General features: G+C 74.9%; 18 protein-coding genes, 1 tRNA gene and 1 pseudogene. 8 read left to right on the top strand and 12 right to left on the bottom strand.

What is annotated here, in order from left to right; translation table 11 throughout:
- Positions 1 to 6 precede the first annotated feature (6 nt).
- The 3 genes from QOZ88_RS01070 to QOZ88_RS01060 are packed head-to-tail and all read left to right on the top strand — an operon-like array spanning position 7 to position 2,992.
- Entirely contained in the window at positions 7 to 678 is a 672-nt protein-coding gene (locus QOZ88_RS01070; protein ID WP_305997985.1) for a hypothetical protein, read from the top strand.
- Positions 675 to 1,616, top strand: a complete 942-nt coding sequence (locus QOZ88_RS01065) for an LLM class oxidoreductase (protein WP_305997984.1) — start codon at positions 675 to 677, stop codon at positions 1,614 to 1,616. Before QOZ88_RS01070 ends, QOZ88_RS01065 begins: the two co-directional genes overlap by 4 nt.
- Positions 1,613 to 2,992 (top strand): MmgE/PrpD family protein, encoded by a 1,380-nt coding sequence (locus tag QOZ88_RS01060; protein WP_305997983.1) that lies wholly within the window; start codon positions 1,613 to 1,615, stop codon positions 2,990 to 2,992. Before QOZ88_RS01065 ends, QOZ88_RS01060 begins: the two co-directional genes overlap by 4 nt.
- Before the next feature lie 32 nt (positions 2,993 to 3,024).
- Here the strand turns inward: QOZ88_RS01060 and QOZ88_RS01055 are convergent, their stop codons facing one another.
- The 8 genes and pseudogenes from QOZ88_RS01055 to QOZ88_RS01020 all read right to left on the bottom strand — a co-directional run bounded on the left by QOZ88_RS01055 (position 3,025) and on the right by QOZ88_RS01020 (position 9,635).
- Positions 3,025 to 3,498, bottom strand: a complete 474-nt coding sequence (locus QOZ88_RS01055) for a MarR family winged helix-turn-helix transcriptional regulator (protein WP_305997982.1) — start codon at positions 3,496 to 3,498, stop codon at positions 3,025 to 3,027.
- Positions 3,495 to 3,947, bottom strand: a complete 453-nt coding sequence (locus QOZ88_RS01050; RefSeq protein ID WP_305997981.1) for a heat shock protein transcriptional repressor HspR — start codon at positions 3,945 to 3,947, stop codon at positions 3,495 to 3,497. The genes QOZ88_RS01055 and QOZ88_RS01050 overlap by 4 nt, the downstream gene beginning before the upstream one ends.
- Positions 3,944 to 5,170, bottom strand: coding sequence for a molecular chaperone DnaJ (gene dnaJ, locus QOZ88_RS01045; protein ID WP_305997980.1), 1,227 nt, complete (start codon positions 5,168 to 5,170; stop codon positions 3,944 to 3,946). The genes QOZ88_RS01050 and dnaJ overlap by 4 nt, the downstream gene beginning before the upstream one ends.
- 76 nt (positions 5,171 to 5,246) lie before the next feature.
- Positions 5,247 to 5,984, bottom strand: coding sequence for a nucleotide exchange factor GrpE (gene grpE, locus QOZ88_RS01040; RefSeq protein ID WP_305997979.1), 738 nt, complete (start codon positions 5,982 to 5,984; stop codon positions 5,247 to 5,249).
- On the bottom strand, positions 5,981 to 7,855 hold the full coding sequence (gene dnaK, locus QOZ88_RS01035; protein ID WP_305998275.1) for a molecular chaperone DnaK: 1,875 nt from the start codon (positions 7,853 to 7,855) through the stop codon (positions 5,981 to 5,983). Before dnaK ends, grpE begins: the two co-directional genes overlap by 4 nt.
- A gap of 195 nt (positions 7,856 to 8,050) precedes the next feature.
- Positions 8,051 to 8,137: pseudogene (locus QOZ88_RS01030) on the bottom strand (ArsR family transcriptional regulator); the annotation flags it as partial.
- Between the two features lie 28 nt (positions 8,138 to 8,165).
- Positions 8,166 to 8,873, bottom strand: coding sequence for a class F sortase (locus QOZ88_RS01025; RefSeq protein WP_305997978.1), 708 nt, complete (start codon positions 8,871 to 8,873; stop codon positions 8,166 to 8,168).
- 9 nt (positions 8,874 to 8,882) lie between these two features.
- Positions 8,883 to 9,635 (bottom strand): CHRD domain-containing protein, encoded by a 753-nt coding sequence (locus QOZ88_RS01020; protein ID WP_305997977.1) that lies wholly within the window; start codon positions 9,633 to 9,635, stop codon positions 8,883 to 8,885.
- 570 nt (positions 9,636 to 10,205) lie between these two features.
- Here QOZ88_RS01020 and QOZ88_RS01015 point away from each other — a divergent pair.
- Complete coding sequence (locus QOZ88_RS01015; protein ID WP_305997976.1) at positions 10,206 to 12,503, top strand: (Fe-S)-binding protein; 2,298 nt, start codon at positions 10,206 to 10,208, stop codon at positions 12,501 to 12,503.
- 193 nt (positions 12,504 to 12,696) lie between these two features.
- Positions 12,697 to 14,034 carry a CynX/NimT family MFS transporter gene (locus QOZ88_RS01010; RefSeq protein WP_305997975.1) on the top strand — a complete coding sequence of 446 codons (1,338 nt, stop codon included), beginning with the start codon at positions 12,697 to 12,699 and terminating at the stop codon, positions 14,032 to 14,034.
- Positions 14,035 to 14,212: 178 nt separating this feature from the next.
- Here the strand turns inward: QOZ88_RS01010 and dcd are convergent, their stop codons facing one another.
- Positions 14,213 to 14,797: a dCTP deaminase gene (dcd, locus tag QOZ88_RS01005; RefSeq protein ID WP_305997974.1), complete on the bottom strand. Its 585-nt coding sequence runs from the start codon at positions 14,795 to 14,797 to the stop codon at positions 14,213 to 14,215.
- Positions 14,798 to 14,942: 145 nt separating this feature from the next.
- On the opposite strand from dcd, the gene QOZ88_RS01000 reads away from it, so the two are divergent.
- The 3 genes from QOZ88_RS01000 to QOZ88_RS00990 all read left to right on the top strand — a co-directional run bounded on the left by QOZ88_RS01000 (position 14,943) and on the right by QOZ88_RS00990 (position 19,731).
- Complete coding sequence (locus QOZ88_RS01000) at positions 14,943 to 17,615, top strand: S8 family serine peptidase (protein ID WP_305997973.1); 2,673 nt, start codon at positions 14,943 to 14,945, stop codon at positions 17,613 to 17,615.
- A 218-nt stretch (positions 17,616 to 17,833) separates the two neighbouring features.
- A tRNA-Gly gene (locus QOZ88_RS00995) sits at positions 17,834 to 17,907 on the top strand.
- A gap of 195 nt (positions 17,908 to 18,102) precedes the next feature.
- A complete protein-coding gene (locus tag QOZ88_RS00990) occupies positions 18,103 to 19,731 on the top strand; it encodes a GAF domain-containing sensor histidine kinase (RefSeq protein WP_305997972.1) in 1,629 nt (542 codons plus the stop codon).
- Between the two features lie 15 nt (positions 19,732 to 19,746).
- On the opposite strand, the gene QOZ88_RS00985 is transcribed toward QOZ88_RS00990, so the two are convergent.
- From QOZ88_RS00985 to QOZ88_RS00975, 3 genes are all read right to left on the bottom strand, one after another.
- Positions 19,747 to 20,391 (bottom strand): response regulator transcription factor, encoded by a 645-nt coding sequence (locus QOZ88_RS00985; RefSeq protein ID WP_305997971.1) that lies wholly within the window; start codon positions 20,389 to 20,391, stop codon positions 19,747 to 19,749.
- 63 nt (positions 20,392 to 20,454) lie between these two features.
- A complete protein-coding gene (locus QOZ88_RS00980; RefSeq protein ID WP_305997970.1) occupies positions 20,455 to 21,483 on the bottom strand; it encodes a type III polyketide synthase in 1,029 nt (342 codons plus the stop codon).
- A 73-nt stretch (positions 21,484 to 21,556) separates the two neighbouring features.
- A complete protein-coding gene (locus QOZ88_RS00975; RefSeq protein ID WP_305997969.1) occupies positions 21,557 to 22,261 on the bottom strand; it encodes a methyltransferase domain-containing protein in 705 nt (234 codons plus the stop codon).
- Between the last annotated feature and the right edge of the window lie 3 nt (positions 22,262 to 22,264).

Below are 22,264 nucleotides of genomic sequence, written 5' to 3'. Positions count from 1 at the left end.
GGCTCCGTGCGGCCGGCGCTGGCGCGGCTGGCGGCGGCCGCCACCGCGCCCGTGCCCGCCGACCTCCTCGCCTGGGCGGCCTCGACGGGCAGCGACGACGGGCCGCTCCCGCTGCTCGGCGCCGGCCGCCGCGCGGCGCACTACCCGGCGCTGCTGTGGAACGGGGCCCGGCTGCACCTCGCCGGGGCACCGGACGCCGACGGGCTGACCCTCGTCGCGCTCGCCTCCGCGGCGGCCGACGCCCCGGTGGAGCTGCTCGAGCAGGCGGTGGTGACCGGGCTCGCGCTGGACGCCGACCTGGCCGCCGGCACCGACGGCGGGACCCTCCTGGCGCGGCCGACGACGGGGGTGGTCGCCGCCGCGGCCTGCGCCGCCGTCGCCGCGGGGATCACGGACCTCGGCCCGGTGCTGGACCTCGCCGCCGGGCTCATGGTGGTGCAGCCGGTCGAGGACGGGACGGTGGCGGAGGCGGCCCTCGCCCGGGGGCACTGCCTCGCCGCCGGCTGGCTGGCCCCCCGGGCGCTCGGGGCGGGGCTGATCGGCATGCCCGACGCCCTGCTGCCGACGCTGGAGACGGTGACGGGGCGCCCCGCGGAACCGGTCAGCGTTCCGCAACCCTCCCCGGTGCCCGCCGGTCGCGGCGAGCGCGCCGCCGACCTCCTGGCGGCGCTGTCGTGACCGCCGTCCTGCTGAACTCCGCCGCGCCGTGGGGTGCCGGCGACGCCGTCGCGACGGCGGAGCACGCCCTCGCCGCCGGGGCCGACGGCGTGGGGCTCGCCGACAGCCCCCGGCTGTTCCCCGACTGCCTGGTCGAGACCCAACGCGTCCTGGCCGGCACCGGGGCCCGGCTGGCCGGGCCCTGCGTGGCGAGCCTCGGGCTGCGCCACCCCGCGCCGCTGGCCGGCGCCGTCCGCACGCTCGAGCGGCTGCACCCCGGCCGGGTGCTCACCGTCGTCGGACGCGGGGAGAGCTCGGTGCGCAACGAGGGGCTGGACCTGCCGCCCCTGCGCGAGTACACCGCCACCCTCGCCGCCCTGCGCGAGGCCGTGGGCGACGCCGACCTGGCCGGCCGGCTGCTGGGCGCGGCGTCGGGCCCGCGGACCATCTCGGCGACGGCGGCCGCGCTGGGCGGGGTGCTCGTCGACGCCGGCGCCGATCCCGGCGTGGTCACCCGCGCAGCGGCCCTCGCCCGCGAGGCCGACCCCGCGGCCACCGTCTGGCTGTTCCTGCGCGCCACGGTCACCGCCACCGACGCCGAGGCCGCAGCGGCCGCCGAGCCCGTCCTGGGGTCGTGCGCGATGCGGCTGGTGTCGGCCACGGAGTGGTACGGGCTGGACGCCGACGAGGTAGCCTCCGCCCGGGAGGTGGCCGGGTCCCACGACTACGCCCGCCACGGCACGGCGGCGGCCCGCGGAGGTGCGGTCACCCCCGCGGACCGGTGGGTGCGGGACCGCTTCCTGCTCACCGGCGACCCCACCGCGATCACCGCCCGGCTGCGCCCGCTCGCCGGCCTGGACATCGCCGGTGTCGTCCTGGCCGGCGCGGTGGCCGGCGTGCAGGACCACCTGGCCGAACTCGTCCCCGCCGTCCGGGCCGGGCTGGAGGAGGCGGCGTGACCGCACCCGACCAGCCGTACCGGGCCCTCGGCGAGTTCGCGGCCGGCACGCGGCTGGACGACGTCCCCGGCGACGTCGTTGCCTTCACCCGGCTGCTGCTGGCCGACACCCTCGGCGCGCTGCTCGGCGGGCTGCGCTATCCGCCGGTGCGGGCGCTGGCGCGGGCGATGGGCACCCACGAGGAGCGCCCCGGTGGCCCGGCCGCCGGGACGCTGGTGACCCTCGGCGCCGCCGCGACGTGGCTGGACGCCGACTCCGGCGGCTCCTTCCACCCGCAGGGGCACCGGCTGCCCCCGGTGCCGACGGCGCACCCGGCGCCGCACGCCCTCCCGGTGCTGCTGCACGCCGCGGCCACCGGGGACGTCGGCGACCGGCGGCTGCTCGAGATCTTCCTGGTCGCCACCGAGGTCGGGCTGCGCGGCGGGACGGCGACGTCCCTGCGCCCGGGCATGCACCCGCACGGTGTGCACGGGCCCGCCGCGGCGGCGCTGGCCGAGGTGCTGCTGCACGACGGCTCCGCCGAGGAGCTGACGTCGGCGTTCCTGCTCGGTTCGGCCCTGCCGCTGGCCGCCACGCTCGCGGTGCCGGTGCAGGGCGGCACGGTGCGGAACCTCTGGACCGGGCTGGGGGCCTGCTACGGCGCGCTGGCCGGCCGGCGCGTCCGGGAGACGGGTGCACGGGGCAGCGACGAGACCTACCGGGCGCTGTTCGGCTCCGCCGTCTGCACCGACCTCTCCGAGGACGAGCTCGCCGGCGGCCTCGGCCGGCGCTGGCAGATCACGCAGAGCTACCTGAAGCCCTATGCCTGCGCCCGCTGGATCCAGCCGGCCCTCGACGCCGCGCGGGCCGCCACCGACGGCGCGCGGCTGCGCCCCGAGGACGTCGAGGGCGTGGAGGTGGCGACGTTCGCCTTCGCCGCGTCGCTGGCCGGGGCCGAGGTCCGGTCGGACATGCACGCGCGCTTCTCGCTGCCGTACTGTGTCGCGACGCTGCTCGCCGACGGCGGGCTGGACGCGGGATCGTTCCTGCCGGAGCGGCTGCGGCGCCCGGCGGTGGCGGAGCTGGCGCGCCGGGTCGTGGTGCGCGAGCGGCCGGAGTTCTCGGCGGCGCTGCCGGGCGAGCGCCCGGCAGAGGTGACGGTCCGGGCGCGGGACGGCCGGACGTGGTCCGCCACGACCCGCAACGCGCGGGGGAACCCCGCCACCCCGCTGTCCCCGGCCGAGGTAGCGGACAAGTTCCGCAGCAACGTCGGGGACCTGGTGCCACCGGCGCTCCGGGACGGCACCCTGGCGGCGCTGCTGGACCCCGGGGCGGGCGACGGCGACCACCTCGGTGCCCTGGCCCGTGCGGTGCTGGACGACCTCGGGCGCCCGTGACGACTCCGCCGGCCGGGTGACCGGCCGGTGGGTCAGTCCCCGGACTCGGCCTCGCGCGCCTCGCCGATCCGGTTGAGGCGTTCCAGCAGCACGGCGAGCGTGGCCACGTCCTCGGCCGGCCAGCCCGACATGTCGCTCTCCCAGCGGGCCCGCCGGGCTGTCCGGATGCGGGCCAGCCGCGCCGCGCCCTCGGCCGAGGGCGTCAGAACCTGCGCCCGGCCGTCGTCGGGGTCGGCGGCGCGGTCGACCAGGCCGAGCTCCACGAGGCTGGAGAGCTGCCGGCTGACCGTGCTCTTGTCCAGGCCGAGCCGCGCCACCAGGTCGCTGGCGCGCAGCGGCCCGGCGTCCTGCAGCAGGGCCAGCAGCCCGTACGCGGCGCCGTCCAGGTCGGGGTGCAGCTCGCGCGCCAGCCGGGTCGAGATGGCCCGGGACCGGCGCAGCAGCAACCCGATCTCCCGTTCCAGCGCGACGAAGGCCGCGTGGACGTCGACCTCCGACCCGCTCACCGGGCCCCTCCGGGACGCCACACCACGAGGGCGGAGCTCTGCCGCCGGTGGGGCACCAGGTCCGCGCGGTAGACCGCCGGGACCGCAGCCTCCGCGGCCATGCGACGGTTCTCGGAGTGCTGCAGCTCCTCGAGCAGCTCGTGCACCCGGGCCTGCAGCGCCTCGACCTGCGACTCCAGCTCGATGATCCGCTTGATGCCGGCCAGGTTGACGCCGTCCTCCTGGGACAGCCGCTGCACCTCGCGCAGCAGCGCGACGTCGCGGGGGCTGTACCGCCGGCCTCCCCCGGGCGTGCGGCCCGGGCTGACCAGCCCCAGCCGGTCGTACTGCCGGAGGGTCTGGGCGTGCATGCCGGCCAGCTCGGCCGCCACGGAGATCACGAACACCGGTGCGTCGTCGGCGACGGACGGAGCCGCGTTGCCCAGCGGCCCTGCCGGTGGCCTGGTCATGCCTCACCTCCCGCCCGCACCGCGGCGGTGATCTGCGGGCGCGGGTCCTCGTCCATCTCCTCGGCCAGGTTCTCGACGGCCTTGCGCTGCGCCGGGGTCAGCCGCACGGGGACGGCGATCTCCACCGTGACCAGCAGGTCACCGGTGCGGCCCTTGGTGGGCACGCCCCGCCCGCGCACGCGCAGCGTGCGGCCGCTCGCGGTGCCGGCCGGCACCTTGAGCGACACCGTGCCGTCGAGGGTCGGCACGGTCAGCGTGGTGCCCAACGCCGCCTCGGCGAAGGTGATCGGCACGCTCAGCGTCAGATCCTCGCCCTTGCGGCCGAACAGCTGGTGCTCGGACACGTGGACGACGACGAACAGGTCGCCGGCCGGGCCGCCCCGCCGCCCGGGAGCCCCCTTGCCGGGCAGGCGGATGCGCTGCCCGTCCTTGACCCCCGCGGGGATCCGCACGGTGATGGTGCGGGTCTGGCTGGTGATCCCGCTGCCGGCGCAGGTGGGGCACGGATCGTCGACCACCTGACCGCTGCCGCGGCAGCTGCGGCAGGGTTCCGAGAAGGCGAACGCGCCCTGGCTCCGGCTGGTCACCCCGGCGCCCTGGCACACCGGGCAGGTGTGCGGGGTGGTGCCGGGGCGGGCGCCGCTGCCGGCGCAGGTCGGGCAGCTGCCCGGGCTCTGCATCCGCAGCGGCACCGTCACCCCGAGGACGGCCTCCTCGAAGGAGAGGGTCGCCTCGGTCTCGACGTCCTGACCCCGCGCGGGCCCGGACGCCGCCTGGCTGCGCGCCCGCGCTCCGCCACCCCCGGCGCCGCCGAAGAGGCCGCCGAGGATGTCGCCCAGCCCGCCGGCCCCGCGGGCGCCGGCCCCGGCCCCGGCCGCCCCGAAGAGGTCGCCGAGGTCGAAGGGCTGGCCACCGGGGCCCGCTGTGTAACCCCCACCCGGAAACCCGCCGCCGGGGAAGCCGGCGCGGGCACCGGCTCCCCCGGCGCCGAACAGCCGTCGCGCGTCGTCGTACTCGCCGCGCCGCTTGGGGTCGGAGAGCACGTCGTAGGCCTCGGAGACCTCCTTGAACCGCGCCTCGGCCTCGGTGTTGCCCGGATTCTTGTCCGGGTGCAGCTCCGTGGCCAGCTTGCGGTAGGCCTTCTTGATCGCGGCCGCGTCGGCGTCCTGGGGGACGCCGAGCGCGCCGTAGTAGTCCTTCTCGATGAAGTCACGGGTGCTCATCGACCCACCTCCGGTGAGGAACCGGAAGCCTCCGGCTGGATCATCCGGCCCCCTCTCGTGCTCGGTCGGTCGCCGCTCAGCCGGCGGCCTGGTCGGGCGAGCCCTCGGGCTCCTCCGCCGGAACCGGCGACTCCGGCTCGGTGACGGCGACCATGGCGGTGCGCAGCACCCGCTCGCCGCGGCGGAAGCCCTGCCGCAGCACGGTCGTCGCCGTCGGCACGGTGACCTCGGCCGAGGTGTCGTGCATGACGGCCTCGTGCAGCGACGGGTCGAACTCGTCGCCGGCCTTCCCGAACGCCTCGGCACCGAGGCCGTCGAGCAGCCCCAGGATGCGGTCGGCGACCACCTTGAACGCGCCGTTCAGGTCGCCGTGGTCGCGTGCCCGCTCGATGTCGTCGACGATCGGGAACAGCTGCGCGGCGAACCGCTCGGCCGCCTGGTCGACGACCAGCGAGCGGTCCCGGTCGACCCGCCGCCGGTAGTTGGCGTACTCGGCGGTGACCCGCTGCAGGTCCTCGGTGCGCTCGGCCAGCTGCTGGGACAGGTCGCCGTCGGCACCGGGCTGCGGTGCGGCGGCGTCCTGCGGCGCGGTGCCCTGCTGCGGCGCGGTGCCCTGCTGGGCGGCCGTGCCCTGCTCCGGGCCCGCGGTGTCGGCGGCCGGGGTGTCGTGCTCGCTCATCTGCTCCCCTGGGAGGTCGGTACCGGGCCGGACGCCGGCCGGCTGCTCGCCGGCCGGCGTCCGCACTGCGCCGGTGGGGTCGATCCGCCGCCTGTCACGGATCACGACCCGCGGCTGCTCGTCCCCCTGGCTCATCGGCGGTCGGTGTCCTCGTCGACGATCTCGGCGTCGACGACGTCGTCGTCACCCGAGGCCTGGCTGCCCGTCGCACCGTCACCGGCACCCGCGCCGGCCTCGGCGCCCGGCGCCCCGCCGGCCGCCTCGGCCTGCTGGGCGTAGAGCGCCCCGCCGACCTCCTGCGAGACCCGGGCCACCTTCTCCTGCGCGGACTTGATGGCCTCGATGTCGGAGCCGCCCAGCGCGCTGCGCAGCTCGGTCAGCGCCTCGCCGAGCTCGTCCTTCTTCTCGGCCGGGATCTTGTCGCCGTTCTCGGCCAGGAACTTCTCGGTCTGGTACTGCAGCGACTCGGCCAGGTTGCGGGTCTCGGCCTCCTCGCGGCGCTTCTTGTCCTCCTCGGCATGCGCCTCGGCGTCCTTCATCATCCGCTCGATGTCGTCCTTCGGGAGCGCCGAGCCGCCGGTGATCGTCATCGACTGCTCCTTGCCCGTGCCGAGGTCCTTGGCGTGGACGTGGACGATGCCGTTGGCGTCGATGTCGAAGGCGACCTCGATCTGCGGGACGCCGCGCGGCGCCGGGGGCAGACCGGTCAGCTCGAACATGCCGAGCTTCTTGTTGTACATCGCCATCTCGCGCTCGCCCTGGAACACCTGGATCTGCACGGACGGCTGGTTGTCGTCGGCCGTCGTGAAGATCTCCGAGCGCTTCGTCGGGATCGTGGTGTTGCGCTCGATGAGCTTGGTCATGATCCCGCCCTTGGTCTCGATGCCCAGGGACAGCGGGGTGACGTCGAGGAGCAGGACGTCCTTGACCTCGCCGCGGAGGACACCGGCCTGGAGCGCGGCACCGATGGCCACGACCTCGTCGGGGTTGACGCCCTTGTTGGGCTCCTTGCCGCCGGTCAGCTCGCGCACCAGGTCGCTCACGGCCGGCATGCGGGTGGAACCACCGACGAGGACGACGTGGTCGATCTGGCCCACGGAGATGCCGGCGTCGCGGATCGCCTGGTTGAACGGTGCGCGGGCGCGGTCGAGCAGGTCCTGGGTCAGCCGCTGGAACTCGGCACGGGTCATCGTGACGTCCAGGTGCAGCGGGCCCTCGGCACCGGCGGTGATGTAGGGCAGGTTGACGTTGGTCGACTGCGCGCCGGACAGCTCGATCTTGGCCTTCTCGGCGGCCTCGCGGAGCCGCTGCATGGCCAGCTTGTCCTTGGACAGGTCGATGCCGTTGGAGGCGTTGAACGTCTGCACCAGGTGCTTGACGACGCGCTCGTCCCAGTCGTCACCACCGAGGTGGTTGTCACCGGCGGTGGCCTTCACCTCGATGACGCCGTCCCCGATCTCGAGCAGGGAGACGTCGAAGGTGCCGCCACCGAGGTCGAAGACGAGGATCGTCTGCTCGGTCTCGCCTTTGTCCAGGCCGTAGGCGAGCGCGGCGGCGGTGGGCTCGTTGACGATGCGCAGGACGTTGAGGCCCGCGATCTCACCGGCCTCCTTGGTGGCCTGGCGTTGCGCGTCCTCGAAGTAGGCGGGGACGGTGATGACGGCGTCGGTGACCGGCTCGCCCAGGTAGGTCTCGGCGTCCCGCTTCAGCTTCTGCAGGGTCCGGGCGCTGATCTCCTGCGGCGTGTAGCGCTTGCCGTCGATCTCCTCGGTCTTCCAGTCGGTGCCCATGTGCCGCTTGACGCTGCGGATGGTGCGGTCGACGTTGGTGACCGCCTGGTTCTTGGCCGACTGCCCGACGAGCACCTCGCCGTTCTTGGCGAAGGCGACGACGGAGGGGGTGGTGCGCGAGCCCTCGGAGTTCGCGATGACCGTCGGCTCGCCGCCCTCCAGGACGGTGACGACGGAGTTGGTGGTGCCGAGGTCGATACCGACCGCTCGAGCCATGGAGATGGCCTCTCTTCCGTGTGCTGGGGTGGTACTGGTCCGTGTGAGGAGTCGAGCCCTTCGCGTTGCGCGGGGTCCGCTCAACTTTCCTGCCCACCCTAACGGCAGTCCGGCCGGTCGTGTTCCCGAGGGAGCCGCCCCCTCCCCGACCGACGCCGCCCTCGCGTCCGGGCCGCCATCCGCGCCTCGCACCAGCCCGGCCACGCGCAGCACCCGCAGGTGCCGGCTGATCGCCGGACGGCTGACGCGGAACGGCGCCGCCCATTCATCCGCCGTCCTCACCGCCGGGGCGGGGGACGCGACGGACCGGTCAGCGGACGCCGGCGAGCCGCGCGTAGACGACGACGTTGTCGCGGTAGCTGCCGCTGGCGCGGTCGAAGGAGCCCCCGCAGGTGATCAGGCGCAGCGCCGCGTGAGCGGTGTCGCCGTAGACCTCGACGGTCGGGAAGGCGTCCTTGGGGTACCGCGCGACCCGGTCGACGGTGAAGACCGCCGTCGTGCCGTCCGCGCGGTCGACGAGGATCTCGGCGCCCGGCTGCAGCTCGGCCAGCCGGAAGAAGACCGCCGGCCCCTCGGCCGCCGAGTCCACGTGCCCGGCGATGACCGCCGGGCCCAGCTCGCCCGGGGCCGGGCCGCCGCGGTACCAGCCGGCCACGTCGTAGTCCGCCGGTACCTCGAGCGAGCCGTCAGGCAGCAGCCCGAGTGACGCCAGCGGCGGGGTCGCCGTGTCGATGGAGGGGATGGTCACCGCGAGCGGTTCCGCCTCGGCGAGGACCGGGCCCACGACGGCCGGTGCCGGGGCGGGTGCCGGGGCGGTCGCCGCCCCCCCGGGCGACGGCCCGGCGGAGGGCGGAGCGGCCGAGGGCGGCATGGGCGCCGCCGCGGCCGAGGGGACCGTCGGCATCGACTCCTGGGTGACCAGACCCGCGCCGATCAGCGCGGCGCCGCCGAAGGAGAGCGCGGCGATGGCCGCCCTCGCGAGGCGAGGGCGGCCATCGGCACGAGAGTGTCGACCCATCTGCGACGGTCAGACGTCCCCGCGGGCGGTACGACGGCGGTAGGCCAGCGCACCGGCACCGGCGAGACCGGCCGCACCGAGGGCGAAGAGAGCCTCGTTCTCGATGCCGGCGGTGCCACCGCCACCGGCGTCGACGCCGCCGGAGGGCATCTGACCCATCTGGTCGGTGGCGCCGCAGAGAGCCGGCGCGGTCGCCTCGAGCGGCAGGTCCGGGTTGAGCGGGCTGGCCGGCGGCGGCGGGCCGTACTGACCGTTCGGGCTGATCGAGTCGATGCCGTGCTGGACCACGGAGACGTCGGCGAGGTTGATGTCGCCGTCGATCTGGCTCAGGTCGAAGGTGCGCTCGTAGGAGACCTCACCGCTGTCGCTGGCCACGGGGAACCGCTCGACGGCGAGCGCGCTGTCGGGCCCGAAGTCGCCCTCGGTGGTGAGCGAGAGCTGGATGCCGCCGTAGAAGGGCTGTCCCTCGGGAGTGCTGAGGACCCCGTCGTCACCGGCGGCGGACATGGGCGGGCAGATGTTCTGGCCGCCGATGTGGATGTGCTGGGCGTGGGGCAGGCCCGGAACGACACCCATCGTGTCGATGTTGACGGTGAGGGTGTTGGCCTCCTCGTCGAGGACGAGCTCGGCGGTACCCGAGGCGCCGCTGTCGTTGAGCGCCCCCAGATCGATCGTGGCGCTCTCCGCGGCGGCGGCCGTGCCGGCGGTGGCGAGCGCCAGGGGGAAGGCGAGTGCGGCGGCGGACAGGTATCTCGTGCGCATCGGGCGACATCCTTCTCTCGACTGCCGAGCTCCGGTCGAGCGTCGGTCCTCCGACGTCTGCCCCGCTCACCGGGATGCAACTCGGCAGGACGCCGATCTGTCACGCCCGCAATCCGCTGGATGACGATCCCGTGACGGGCCACGAATTCGCGATGCCGCAACGCGGATTGCCCGCCTACTGTCTTCGGCCCCGGACCTCCTACCGGCGTGTCCGACGGCGGAACCGGCGTGTCTCCGAACCCGGACCCGGCCTCGCTCCCGCGCCCCCCGATCAAGAGATGACAGCGGTGTCACACGGAACCGCGGAGAAACCTCGCCACCGCAGACACCCGCCGGTGGGCGCGGCGCATCACGGGAGCGGTGGACATCGAGGCGCAGCGCCCCCGTTACCCGTGAATAGCCTCCTGGTGCGCCAGCTATCGTGCGACGCAGTGCGGCGAGTTGCCCGCACGCGATCCGGGCGCCGGCTCCAGGGCCGGCGCGGTTGGCGCGCGCACCACACACAGCTCCGGTCCCCTCCGTGGCGGATCGGGGACGACCGACGCCGCCAGGCGTACGGGAGGGGAAGAGATGACGGGCCCGCTGCAGATCGTCCTGGGGACGATCAGCATCCTGTTCCTGATCGTGGCCAGCGTCATGGCCTACCGGGCCGTGCGGGCGATGGTGCGGATCATCCGCACCGGACAGCCCGACGGCACCCGCTTCGGCCCGGTCAAGAGCCGCCTGAAGACGCTGCTGGTCGAGTCGCTGGGCCACACCCGCATGCTCAAGTGGTCGAGCATCGGCGTCGCCCACTGGTTCGTGTTCGTCGGGTTCTACGGCCTGTTCCTGACGCTGGTCGAGGCCTTCGGCGAGGTCTGGAACCCCGCGTTCCACCTGCCGCTGATCGGCGAGTGGGCGCTGTGGAACCTGTTCGCCGACATCATCGGCACCGGCACGATCCTCGGGATCCTCTACCTGATCTACCGGCGCCAGAAGGACCACCCGCGCCGGCAGGGCCGCAAGAGCCGCTTCGCCGGCACCAACGAGGGCCGCGGCTACTTCGTCGAGGCCGTCGTCCTCACCGTCGGGGTCGCCATCCTGCTGATCCGGTCGCTCAAGGTCTCCTCCGACCTGACCGACGCCCCGGCCTGGTCGCACCCGGTCTCCGGCGCGCTGGCCACCGTGCTGCCCGACAGCCCCGACCTGCTGAGCATCGTCGCGTTCATCAAGATCGCGGTCTCGCTGACCTGGCTGGTCGTCATCAGCCGCATCCTGAACATGGGTGTCGCCTGGCACCGGTTCAGCGCCTTCTTCAACATCTACTTCAAGCGCGAGGCCGACGGCCGCCAGGCGCTCGGCCCGCTGCCGGCCATGACCAGCGGCGGCAAGCCGATCGACTTCGAGGACCCGGGCGAGGACGACGTCTTCGGCCGCGGCAAGATCGAGGATTTCACCTGGAAGGGGATGCTCGACTTCACCACCTGCACGGAGTGCGGGCGGTGCCAGAGCCAGTGCCCGGCGTGGAACACGGGCAAGCCGCTCAGCCCCAAGATGGTGATCATGGACCTCCGCGACCACCTCTACGCGAAGGCCCCCTACCTCCTCGGTGAGAAGGCGGCGTCGGAGACCGCGCCGGACTACGACGTGCTCAAGCCCTCCGACGAGCAGGTGTGGGCGTCGGGCTACGCCCGCATCGAGGGCACCAACGACGCCCAGGCCCACCGCCCGCTGGTGGGCACCCTCGAGGAGGGCGGGGTCATCGACCCCGACGTCCTGTGGAGCTGCACCAACTGCGGCGCCTGCGTGGAGCAGTGCCCGGTGGACATCGAGCACATCGACCACATCGAGGACATGCGCCGCTACCAGGTGCTGATCGAGTCCAACTTCCCGTCCGAGGCCGGGGTCATGATGACCAACCTCGAGAAGCGCGGGAACCCGTGGGGCATGGGCGGCAACGTCCGCGAGGACTGGATCAAGGAGTTGGACTTCGAGGTCCGCGTCGCCGACGGCCCGCTCCCCCACGAGGTCGAGTACCTGTTCTGGGTCGGCTGCGCCGGCGCCGTGGACGACCGCGCCAAGAAGGTCACCAAGGCCGTCGCGGAGCTGCTGCACACCGCGGGCGTCGAGTTCGCCGTCCTCGGCAACGGGGAGACCTGCTCGGGCGACCCGGCCCGCCGCATGGGCAACGAGTTCCTGTTCCAGCAGCTGGCCATGGAGAACGTCGAGACCCTCGACGGCGTCTTCGAGGGACGCGTCCCGGGCACCCGCAAGATCGTGGCGACCTGCCCGCACTGCTTCAACTCGCTGGGCCGCGAGTACCCGCAGGTCGGCGGCGAGTACGAGGTCGTGCACCACACCCAGCTGCTCGGCCAGCTCGTGGAGGAGGGCCGGCTCACCCCGGTCACCCCGGTCGACCGCAAGGTGACCTACCACGACCCGTGCTTCCTGGGCCGGCACAACAAGGTCTACACGCCCCCGCGGGAGATCCTCGACTCCGTCCAGGGCCTGTCCACGCAGGAGATGCACCGCTGCAAGGACCGCGGCTTCTGCTGCGGCGCCGGCGGTGCCCGCATGTGGATGGAGGAGAAGATCGGCAAGCGGATCAACATGGAGCGCACCGAGGAGGCCCTCGAGCTCGATCCCGACGTCATCTCCACCGCGTGCCCGTTCTGCATCACGATGCTCAGCGACGCGCTGACCAGCAAGAAGCAGAACGGTGAGGCCGGCGAGCACGTCGAGGTGCTCGACGTCAGCCAGATCCTGCTGCGCTCGATGCAGCCGGTCGCCGTCGGCGCGCAGGGCGCCGAGCAGGGTGCCGACGTCGGGACCAAGGGCGACGACGTCGTCGGCCTCGACTCCGCCGCCACGGATCACGACCCGAAGTAGCGGCAGGACCCCGTCCTCCTCGTCCCTCGCACGCTCGGGACGAGCCTCTGGACGGGCCGGCAGGGCAGCGACGGCGCGCATCCCGAGGGGTGCGCGCCGTCGTCGTTCCGGGGACGCCGGCCGGGCCCGAGGTGGTTGCCCTGCGCACCGACCCGGGGCCGGTGTGCGGCACGTCATGGAGGACGCTTGCCGGGTGACCCGCACCGCCCCCGACCGCAGCAGCACCGGCACCGATCGTCGTCGGGGTCTCGGCCTCATGGCCGTCGCCATCGTGCTCACGGCGCTCAACCTCCGGACCGCGGTCACCAGCGTCGGCCCCGTCCTGCAGGAGATCCAGCGGGGGCTCGGCATCTCCAGCGGCCTGGCCGGGGTGATCACCACCATGCCGGTGCTCTGCTTCGCGCTGATCGGGTTCGCCGGCCCGGCGCTGTCGGCGCGCTACCGCGACGCGCACGTGCTCGCCGGCGCCCTCATCGCGATGACCGCCGGGCTCGCGCTGCGCAGCCTGGCCGAGGCCTTCCCCGTCTTCCTCGCCGGGACGGCGCTGGCCATGGCCGGCGGGGCCCTCGGCAATGTCATGCTCCCGGGCCTGGTGAAGCGCCACTTCCCGGGGCGGACCGGCCCGCTGGTCGGCGCGTACAGCACGGCGATGGGCCTGGGCGCGACCCTGGCCGCCGTCGCCGCGCAGCCCATCGCCGACGCGGCGGGCACCGACGGCGGGGGGTGGCGCTGGGCGCTGGTCGTCTGGGCGCTGCCGGCGCTCGTGGCGGCCGGCGTGTGGCTCGCCGTCCCGGCCGCTCCCGACGTCTCCCGCCAGAGCCACTCGGCCGTCCGGATGCGGGCGCTGGTGCACAGCCCGACGGCGCTGGCGATCACCGCGTTCTTCGGCGTCCAGGCGCTGCAGGCCTACGTCGTCATCGGGTGGTCGGCGCAGTACCTGCGGGACTCGGGGCTCAGCGCGGCGACGGCGGGGCTGCTCCTGGGCCTGAACTCCGTCGTCGGCCTGCCGCTGAGCGCCGTCATCCCGTCGCTCACCGTCCGGCCGCGCCTGCAGCGCCCGCTGCTGGTGGTCTTCATCGCCAGCTACGTGACCGGCTGGGTGGGCCTCTGGACGGCGCCGACCGCAGCGCCGTGGCTGTGGATGGTGCTGATCGCCGTCGGCATGGGCACCTTCTCGATGGTGCTGACCCTGATCGGCCTGCGCGCCCGGACGCCCGAGACCGTCTCCGCGCTCTCCACCGTGAGCCAGAGCTGGGGCTACGTCGTCGCGGGGGCCGGCCCGCTGCTCGTGGGCGTGCTGCGCGGGGCGACCGGCAGCTACGACGGCATGTTCGTCATCGTGCTCACGGGCGTCGCGGTGCTCGCCGTCGCGGGGTGGATCGCCACGCGGCAGGTGTTCGTCGACGACGAGGTGGACCGGTCGGTACCCGGCTGGTCACCGGCGGGGCGCTGCTCCGAGGTGCTGGAGAGCGCCGGCGTCGAGATCCCGGCCGCCGCCCACGTCGACGACATCCCGCCACCGCGCGGCTAGTACTGCGGCCGTCAACGTTCGCCCGCCTGGCGGCTGCCTTCCCGAGACCGCCGCGGATGGCGACGGAGTGCGCAGAAGGTCAGTTCTCGGCACGGAAATGGCGCGTCTGCGCACACTGTCCCGACGCGAAGCCCTAGCCGGCCCAGCTTGAACCAGTCGAAGGTTGCGTGACGCGGTACTAGGAGCGCCGGGTCTCCGCGCGGGTGAAGTTGCGGAAGGAGCGCGACGGCGTGGGCCCGCGCTGGTCCTGGTACCGGGAGCCGTAGACCGCCGAACCGTACGGGTGCTCGGCCGCGCTGGTCAGACGGAACAGGCAGAGCTGGCCGATCTTCATGCCCGGCCACAGGGTGATCGGCAGGTTCGCCACGTTGGAGAGCTCCAACGTGATGTGCCCGGAGAAGCCCGGGTCGACGAAGCCCGCCGTCGAGTGGGTGAGCAATCCGAGACGGCCAAGGCTCGATTTTCCTTCGAGCCTGGCTGCGAGATCGTCGGGGATGCTGACCACCTCGAGCGTGGAGCCCAGCACGAACTCCCCCGGGTGCAGCACGAACGGCTCGTCGCCCTCGGGCTCGACGAGGGTGGTGAGGTCGTCCTGCTGCTTCGCCGGATCGATGTGGGTGTACCGCGCGTTGTTGAAGACGCGGAAGAACCGGTCCAGCCGGACGTCGATGCTGGACGGCTGCACCAGCCCCGGGTCGTAGGGCTCGATGCCGAGGCGTCCCCCGGCGATCGCGGCCGTGATGTCGCGGTCGCTCAGCAGCATGGCGCGGAGTCTAGGGAACGCCGTCCCCCCTCCGTCCGGGTGAAGGCCGCCGTCCGGCCTTCAAGCAGCAGCCGGCCGGCGCCGTAGCCGCCCCGGAGAGCCCCGCCGTGACCGGCCGGGCCAGCGCGGGCCGGAGGACGCAGGGATGACGAGCAAGCGGGTACTGGGTGCCGTGCTGACCGGCGCGGTCGTAGCCGGTTACGCGGGTGCGGCGTTCTGGTCGGCCTGGGCCGCCCCGACCATCGAGGAGGCGACCGGCTTCGGACCGGGCGACGGGCTGACCCGTTACGCCCTCACCGCGCAGGCGGGCGCCGCGGACGACCTGCTCGGCGCCCTCGAGGCGGTGCCGGGCGTCGCCAGCGCCCAGTGGGTCGGGGGCGGTCGCGCCCTCGTGGCCGTCGGCGGCGTGACGCCGGAGCGGCTGCGCGCGGTGCCCGGGGTGGCCGACGTCGAGCTCTCGCCGTCGGTCCCCGTGCTAGGCACGGTCACCGACCCGTTCTTCCCCCAGTACGGCTGGAACCTGGAGAACACCGGCAGCAACGCCTACCTGCAGACGGCCGTCGCCGACGCCGACGTGGACGCCACCGCGGGCTGGGACAGCGGTACCGGCGCCGGCCGCGTCGTCGCCGTCGTCGACACCGGTTTCGACTCCGACCACCCCGACCTGGCCGGTTCGCTGTGGACCAACCCGGACGAGCCGTGCGGCACGGCCGACACCGACGGCAACGGCCTGGCCGGCGACTGCCACGGGTGGAACTTCTACGCGGACAACGCGGACGTCGACAACGGCGCCATGGGAACCCACGGCACCAGCGTCGCCGGCGTGATCGGTGCCCGGGCCGGCAACGGCGCGGGCTCGGCCGGCGTCGCACCGGACGTGCGGATCATGCCGCTGGTCGCCGGCGGCGGGGAGACCGTCGACGTGTACCTGTGCGCCCTCGCCATCCGGTACGCCGTCGACCACGGGGCGGACGTCGTCAACGCCTCGTGGGGCGGGCCGTTCAGCGGCCCGGCGCTCGACGAGCTGCGTTCGGCCATCGCCTACGCCGAGGCGCACGGCGTGCTGGTGGTCGCGGCGGCGGGCAACGACTCGGCCGACCGCGACACCACGCCGATGTACCCGGCGAGCCTGACCGAGGCCAACGTGGTCACCGTCGGCAGCTCGACGGCGGCCGACACGCTCGCCGGCCACTCCGCCTACGGCGCCGCCTCGGTGGACCTGTTCGCCCCCGGCTACAGGGTCGCCACCACCTGGAACGACGGCGGCATGCGCCTGGTCGACGGCACGTCCATCGCGGCGCCGCACGTGGCCGCCGCGGTCGCCCTGTACCGGGCGGTGCTGCCCTCGGCGTCGGCCGCCGAGCTGAAGGCCGCGCTGCTGGCCGACGTGGAATCCGTGCCCGCGTTCGTCGGCCGGTCGGTGACCGGCGGGCGGCTCACGCTGAGCCGGGTCGGGGACGTCCTCGCGGGCGCCCCCCGCTACGCCTTCACCTCCATGACCGCTCCGCCGGGCACCGTCACGCCGGCGATCGGGGTGAGCGGCTCCGCCGGGCCCGGCCGGTACTCGGTCGCCATCGGCCTCGGCATGGAGCACGCGGGTGAGATCTGGGCGCTCTCGCAGAAGCCGGTGACCCTGGACGGGGTGACCGTCCCCACCGACGACGCCGGTGACGCCGTCTTCGACCTCGGCGCCCTGGACGACTTCGACGGCATCGGGCTCTCCCCCGCCGTGGAGCTCGGCGACGGGCGCTACGTCCTGGCCGTGCAGCTGTACCGCGACGGGGAGCCGCTGGGCCGCACCCACGCTGCCCCGCTGCTCGTGTCGGCGACGGGCACGACGCCGGCCGCGCCCGCGCCGGATCCCGCACCCGACGGCAGCACGCCGGACGGCACGACCCCCGACGGCACGACGCCCGGGGACAGCAGCCCCGCTCCGGGCGGCACCACGCCTCCGCCGGCGACCGGCTCCCCCGGCCTCCCGGGGACGACGCCGGGCACCACCCCGGACGGCGGCAGCACCCCCGACGGCACCACGCCGGACGGCACGGCCCCCGAGGGCGGTACCCCCGAGGAGGCCACGCCCGAGGGCAGCACTCCCGACGGCACCGCCCCCGAGGACACCCCCGACGGCACGAGCCCCGACGACACGAGCCCCGGCGGCACCAGCCCGGGGAGCACCACACCCGAGGCGACCACCCCGGACGGCACGAGCCCGGGGAGCACCACGCCCGACGGCGGCACACCCGGGACGACCACGTACCCCGAGGTCGGCGTCTTCCGCATCACGTCGCTCAGCCCGAACCTGGTGGGCACCGACGGCGGCACGCTCGTGACGATCACCGGCCGCGCCCTGCCCGCCGACCCCACGGTGCGCATCGGGGCGACCACCACCGCGACCGTCGTGCACGGCGACAGCGGCAGCGTCGTCTTCCGGGTGCCGGCACGGGTCGCGGGTGTCTACGACGTCTCGGTCTACGCGCCCGACGGCCGGTCGACCGTGCTGAGCAACGCGCTCACCTACGCCGAGGAGGTCGCCCCCGCACCGGAGGCGCCGTCCGGGACGGCCCCGGACGGCACCTCGCCCGAGGACACCACCCCGGACGGCACAGCTCCGGAGCCGACCACGCCGGGTGGGAGCACCACTCCCGGCACGCCCGCTCCGGGCGGCACCACGCCCGGCGGGCCGGCTCCGAGCAGCGGGCCGGTGGTCCGCGAGGGTCCGGCCGGCGAACGGCTCGTCCGCTCCGACCGGTTCCGCGCGCTCGGCAGCATCTGGTCGGTGGACTGCGCCTCCTCCTGCACGGGCGTCGCCCTCTGACGCCCGCAGCGCCGCCCCGGCGCCCCTGAGCCACCGCGCCCCGTCCGACTTCCCCATGCGGACGGGGCGCGGTGTCGTCTCCCTCGTACCGGCCGGGGATGCGCCTGCCGAGGAACCGGACGCAACCGGTCGGAGGCGACCGGCTTCCTGGCCGAGATGCGGCGCTGAGGAGGCCGCTGTCGCGGCGGCGGGGCGACCAGGTAGTCTCGGCGCCGTCCGCGGGTGTAGTTCAATGGTAGAACATCAGCTTCCCAAGCTGACAGTGCGAGTTCGATTCTCGTCACCCGCTCCACTCCCGAGGCCCCGGTCGCAGCGACCGGGGCCTCGGTGCGTTGCGGCCTCCCACCGGCCGATTCACGGAACGGAACCGGGCCCTTGGTCCCTGGGGGACGAACGGATCGTGCCCCACCATGGCCGCAGCGCTTCCCCCCGGCGGGTCGCGCTCCTACGGTCAGGCCGTGCCCCCGCCCGACCGCCGGCACCACCGGTGAGCGACGACGCCGCGGCGCTCACCGCTGCGCTGCGTGCCGCCGCCTCCGGCGGGCAGCTGGAGGCGACCCTCCGGGAGATCGTCGAGGCGGCCGTCCAGCACGTGGGCGCGAGCTACGGCGCCCTGGGCGTGCTCACCCCCGACGGGCGCGCCCTGGACCGGTTCGTCACGGTGGGCATGGACCAGGAGGACCACGAGCGCATCGGCCGGCCGCCCGCGGGCGCCGGCATCCTGGGCCTCCTGGTCCAGGACCCGACGCCGCTGCGGCTGGCCGACCTGGGGCGGCACCCGGCGTCCGTCGGCATCCCGCCCGGGCACCCGCCGATGCGGTCCTTCCTGGGCGTGCCGGTCCGGGTCCGCGATTCCGTGTTCGGCAACCTCTACCTCACCGAGAAGCGCACCGGCACGGCGTTCACCGACGCCGACCTCGAGGTGGCCCAGGGGTTGGCGGCGGTGGCGGGGCTGGCCATCGAGAACGCCCGCCTGCTGGAGCACGCGGAGCAGCGCCGGGCGTGGTCGCAGGCCGGTACCGACATCGCCACGGCGCTGCTGTCGGGCCGCCCGACCGGCGAGGTGCTGCGCGCCGCGGCGGCCGGCGTCGCCGAACTGGCCGGCGCCGATGCCGTCGGCATCCTGGCGCCCCTGCCCGGGGACGAGGGGACGCTGACCGTCACCGCCGCCGTCGGTCCGGAGGCCGCCGACTCCGAGGGCGTGCGCATCCCGCTGACGGGCACCCGCCTGGGGGACGCGCACCGCTCCGGCACCCCGGTGCTGGTCGACGACGTCGCCATCCCGCAGGAGCCGGGCACCGTCCACGCCGCGGTGATCGGGGAGTTCACCGACCGGTACGGCCCGGCCCTGTTCCTGCCGCTGGGCGGCCCCTCGCCGCCGACCACCCTGGTCGCGCTGCGCCTGCGGAGCCGACCACCCTTCGACCCGGCCGTGCTCGAGCCGGCCGCGGCCTTCGCCACCCACGCGACCGTCGCCATGCGCCTGGTCCGCAGCCAGCAGCGGGAGCAGCGGCTGCAGGTGCAGGCCGATCGCGACCGCATCGCCCGCGACCTGCACGACCACGTGGTGCAGCGGATCTTCGCCACCGCCCTGGCGCTGGACCGGCTGGGCCGCTCCCTGGGAGAGACCGCTCCCGACGTCGCCGGCCGGATCGCGGGGCACGTGGACGAGCTCGACGGGACGATCGCCCGCATCCGCGCGTCGATCTTCGAGCTGCACGGTGCGCAGGACTCCTCGTCGGACGCCGTCCGGCGACGGCTGGCCGAAGTGGTGCGGTCGGTGACCGACGGGCACGGCGTGCGCCCCGACCTGCGCGTGCGCAGCGAGGTCGAGGACCTGCCGCCGGACCTGGCCGGCGACGTGGTCGCCGTGGTCCGCGAGCTGGTCACCAACGTGGTGCGCCACGCCGGCGCCACCCGCGTGACGGTGGCGGTGGCCCTGGGCGACGAGGTGGGCGTCGTCGTCACCGACGACGGGGGCGGGCTGCCGGCGGTCACCGTGCGCAGCGGGCTGGCCAACCTCGCCGACCGCGCCGAGCGCCGCGGCGGGCGCCTGGCGATCTCCACCGGGACGTCGGGGACCGAGATCCGGTGGACCGTGCCGCTGCCGGCCTGACCGGCGGGGCCTCCGTCAGCGGCGGACGTCGCGCAGCTCGGTGGCCAGGATCGCGGCCTGGGTGCGACGCTCCAGCCCCAGCTTGGCCAGCAGGTGGCTGGTGTAGTTCTTCACCGTCTTCTCGGCCAGCCCCATCCGCTCGCCGATCTGGCGATTGGTCAGCCCCTCACCGATGAGCGCCAGGACGGTGCGCTCCTGGTCGGTCAGCACCGCCAGCCGGTCACCACCGGACCTCGGTCGGGGCGGGGGGCCGGGCTCGGCCAGGGTGCCGCCGCCCGCCACGGTGCGCACCGCCTGCACCAGCGCCGAGCCGCGCACCTGCTTGAGCACGAACCCCGCCGCGCCGGCCCGGACCGCCTCGTCGCGGGCCGCCCGGTCGGCGTAGCTGGTCAGCACCAGGCACCGCAGGCCCGGGAGGCGCGCGGTCAGGTCGCGGCAGAGCCCGGCGCCGTCGCCGTCGGGCAGCCGCATGTCCAGCACGGCGACGTCGGGACGGACGGCGGGCGCGCGGGCCAGCGCCTCCGCGCACGAGCCGGCCTCCCCCACCACGGAGATGACCGGGTCGTCCTCGAGGACGTCGGCCACGCCGCGGCGCACCACCTCGTGGTCGTCGACGAGGAAGACCCGCACGGTCGGTGGCGGGCCCGCTGCACGCTCCACGTGCCAACGCTAGACCCGTGACCCCCTCCAGGGCACCGCACCGGGCGTGCGGGGGGCCCTTCCCTACGCCGGGAGCAGCAGCGCGGCGTACAGGGTCAGCCCCGGCCCGAACGCCATGGCCACGATCGGGCCGTCGACGTCGGCGAGCTCCTGCAGCACCAGCAGCACGGTCGCCGACGAGCAGTTGCCGTGCTCGGCCAGCACCCGGCGCGAGGCCCCGACCTGCTCCTCGCGCAGCCCCAGCTCGTCGCGGACGACGTCGATGATGCGCGGGCCCCCGGGGTGGACGGCCCAGCCGGCGACGTCCTCGGTGCGCAGGCCGGCCCCGGCGAGCAGTTCGCCGACGACGTCGCCCACGTGCCGCGCCAGGACGTCGGGCACCCGCGGGGACAGCCCCATGCGGAAGCCGAGGTCGGTGACGTCCCAGGTCATGTGGTCGGCGGTGGAGGCGTCGGTGCGCGCCACGACCCCGGCCAGCCGGCGCCCGCGCCCGGCGCCGGGTTCGACGACCACGGCCGCGGCGGCGTCGGAGAAGAGCGCGTGCGCGACGACCTGCTCGAGGTCGGCCTGGGCCGGCTGCACGTGCAGGCTGGTCAGCTCGCAGCAGAGCAGCACCGCGGGCCGGGACCGGGCGGTGACGAAGTCGGCGACGGCCGCGAGCCCGGGGATGGCCGCGTAGCAACCCATGTGCCCCACCAGCAGCCGCTGCAGCCCCGGCGGCATGCCGAGGTCGCTGGCCAGCCGGATGTCCAGCCCGGGGGTGGCGTAGCCGGTGCAGGTGGCGACGGCGAACAGCCCCACGTCGCCGGGGGCGAGCCCGGCGGAGTCCAGGGCGCCGGCCACGGCCTGCTTGCCCAGCGGCAGCGCCTCCTGGATGTACCGGGCCATCCGCGCGCCGGTGCCCCAGCCGCTGAGGTCCTCGTCCATCGGGTTGGCCACCGCGTGCCGGCGGCGGACCCCGGCGCCCAGGAAGATCCGCCGGGCGGCGCGCACCCCCGCGTAGTGGGTCGAGAAGAACCCGTCCCAGGCGGCTTCCTGGTCCAGCGTGCTGGGCAGCGCGGCCCCCGCCCCGGTGAGGACGGCGGCGGTCACGACCGCGGCTCCACGGCCGCCCTGATCGGGATCATGCCGCCGACGGTACGTGCGCCGCCGTCGCGTCGCCCGGTCACCGCTTCCGGCCGTAACCGGCGAAGACGACGGCCGTGGACCGGATCGGTTTCATGCGCACCGAGTCGCGGCGGCCCAGCCGCCAGGCGATCGCGTCGCGCAGCGAGGGGCGGAGACCGACGAGGCGCAGCTCCAGGCCCAGCCGGTCGGCGGCCGTGAGCAACCGGTCGCGGTCGACGAAGAGCGCCGGGTCGTGGATGCCCGGAGGAGGGCCGCCGGGGAGCCGCTCGGCCACGGTGACCATGAGGAAGCGGCCGATGCGGGTGGCGGCCAGCGCGTCGACGACCAGGACGCCGCCCGGCCGCAGCAGCCGGGCGCACTCGGCCAGCACCGCGACGTCGTCCGCCACGTGCTCGAGGATCTCGCCGGCGACGACGACGTCCGCGCAGCCGTCGGCCAGCGGGACGGCGAGCACCGAACCGCGCACCGGCAGCACCCCGTGCGCCCGGGCGGTCCGCAGCCCCTCCGTGCCGAGGTCGACGCCGACGTGCCGGTAGCCGAGCCGGGCGGCGTGCGGGGCCATCAGCCCCCCACCGCAGGCGAGGTCGACCAGCAGCCCGCTCCCGCTCGCCGGCGGGATGTGCTCGGCCCGGGAGGCGGCCAGCCAGTGCAGGGCGGCGAAACCGCCCGCGGGCTGCCACCACTGGTCGGCGAGGTCGTCGTACTGGGCGGGGTCGTTGCGCGGCAGGACGGTGTCTCGCACGGA

The organism is Blastococcus carthaginiensis (assembly GCF_030731085.1).
Classification (GTDB): domain Bacteria; phylum Actinomycetota; class Actinomycetes; order Mycobacteriales; family Geodermatophilaceae; genus Blastococcus; species Blastococcus carthaginiensis.
Note: the sequence above shows the minus strand (reverse complement) of the source record. Positions and strands in the feature narration are given on the sequence as shown.

Bases quoted from the DNA above. Each gene is read 5' to 3' on its own strand.
- QOZ88_RS01050 (WP_305997981.1), bottom strand. From the start codon at position 3,947: ATGACCAGGCCACCGGCAGGGCCGCTGGGCAACGCGGCTCCGTCCGTC.
- dnaJ (WP_305997980.1), bottom strand. From the start codon at position 5,170: ATGAGCACCCGTGACTTCATCGAGAAGGACTACTACGGCGCGCTCGGC.
- grpE (WP_305997979.1), bottom strand. From the start codon at position 5,984: ATGAGCCAGGGGGACGAGCAGCCGCGGGTCGTGATCCGTGACAGGCGG.
- dnaK (WP_305998275.1), bottom strand. From the start codon at position 7,855: ATGGCTCGAGCGGTCGGTATCGACCTCGGCACCACCAACTCCGTCGTC.
- QOZ88_RS01025 (WP_305997978.1), bottom strand. From the start codon at position 8,873: ATGGGTCGACACTCTCGTGCCGATGGCCGCCCTCGCCTCGCGAGGGCG.
- QOZ88_RS01020 (WP_305997977.1), bottom strand. From the start codon at position 9,635: ATGCGCACGAGATACCTGTCCGCCGCCGCACTCGCCTTCCCCCTGGCG.
- QOZ88_RS01015 (WP_305997976.1), top strand. From the start codon at position 10,206: ATGACGGGCCCGCTGCAGATCGTCCTGGGGACGATCAGCATCCTGTTC.
- dcd (WP_305997974.1), bottom strand. From the start codon at position 14,797: ATGCTGCTGAGCGACCGCGACATCACGGCCGCGATCGCCGGGGGACGC.
- QOZ88_RS01000 (WP_305997973.1), top strand. From the start codon at position 14,943: ATGACGAGCAAGCGGGTACTGGGTGCCGTGCTGACCGGCGCGGTCGTA.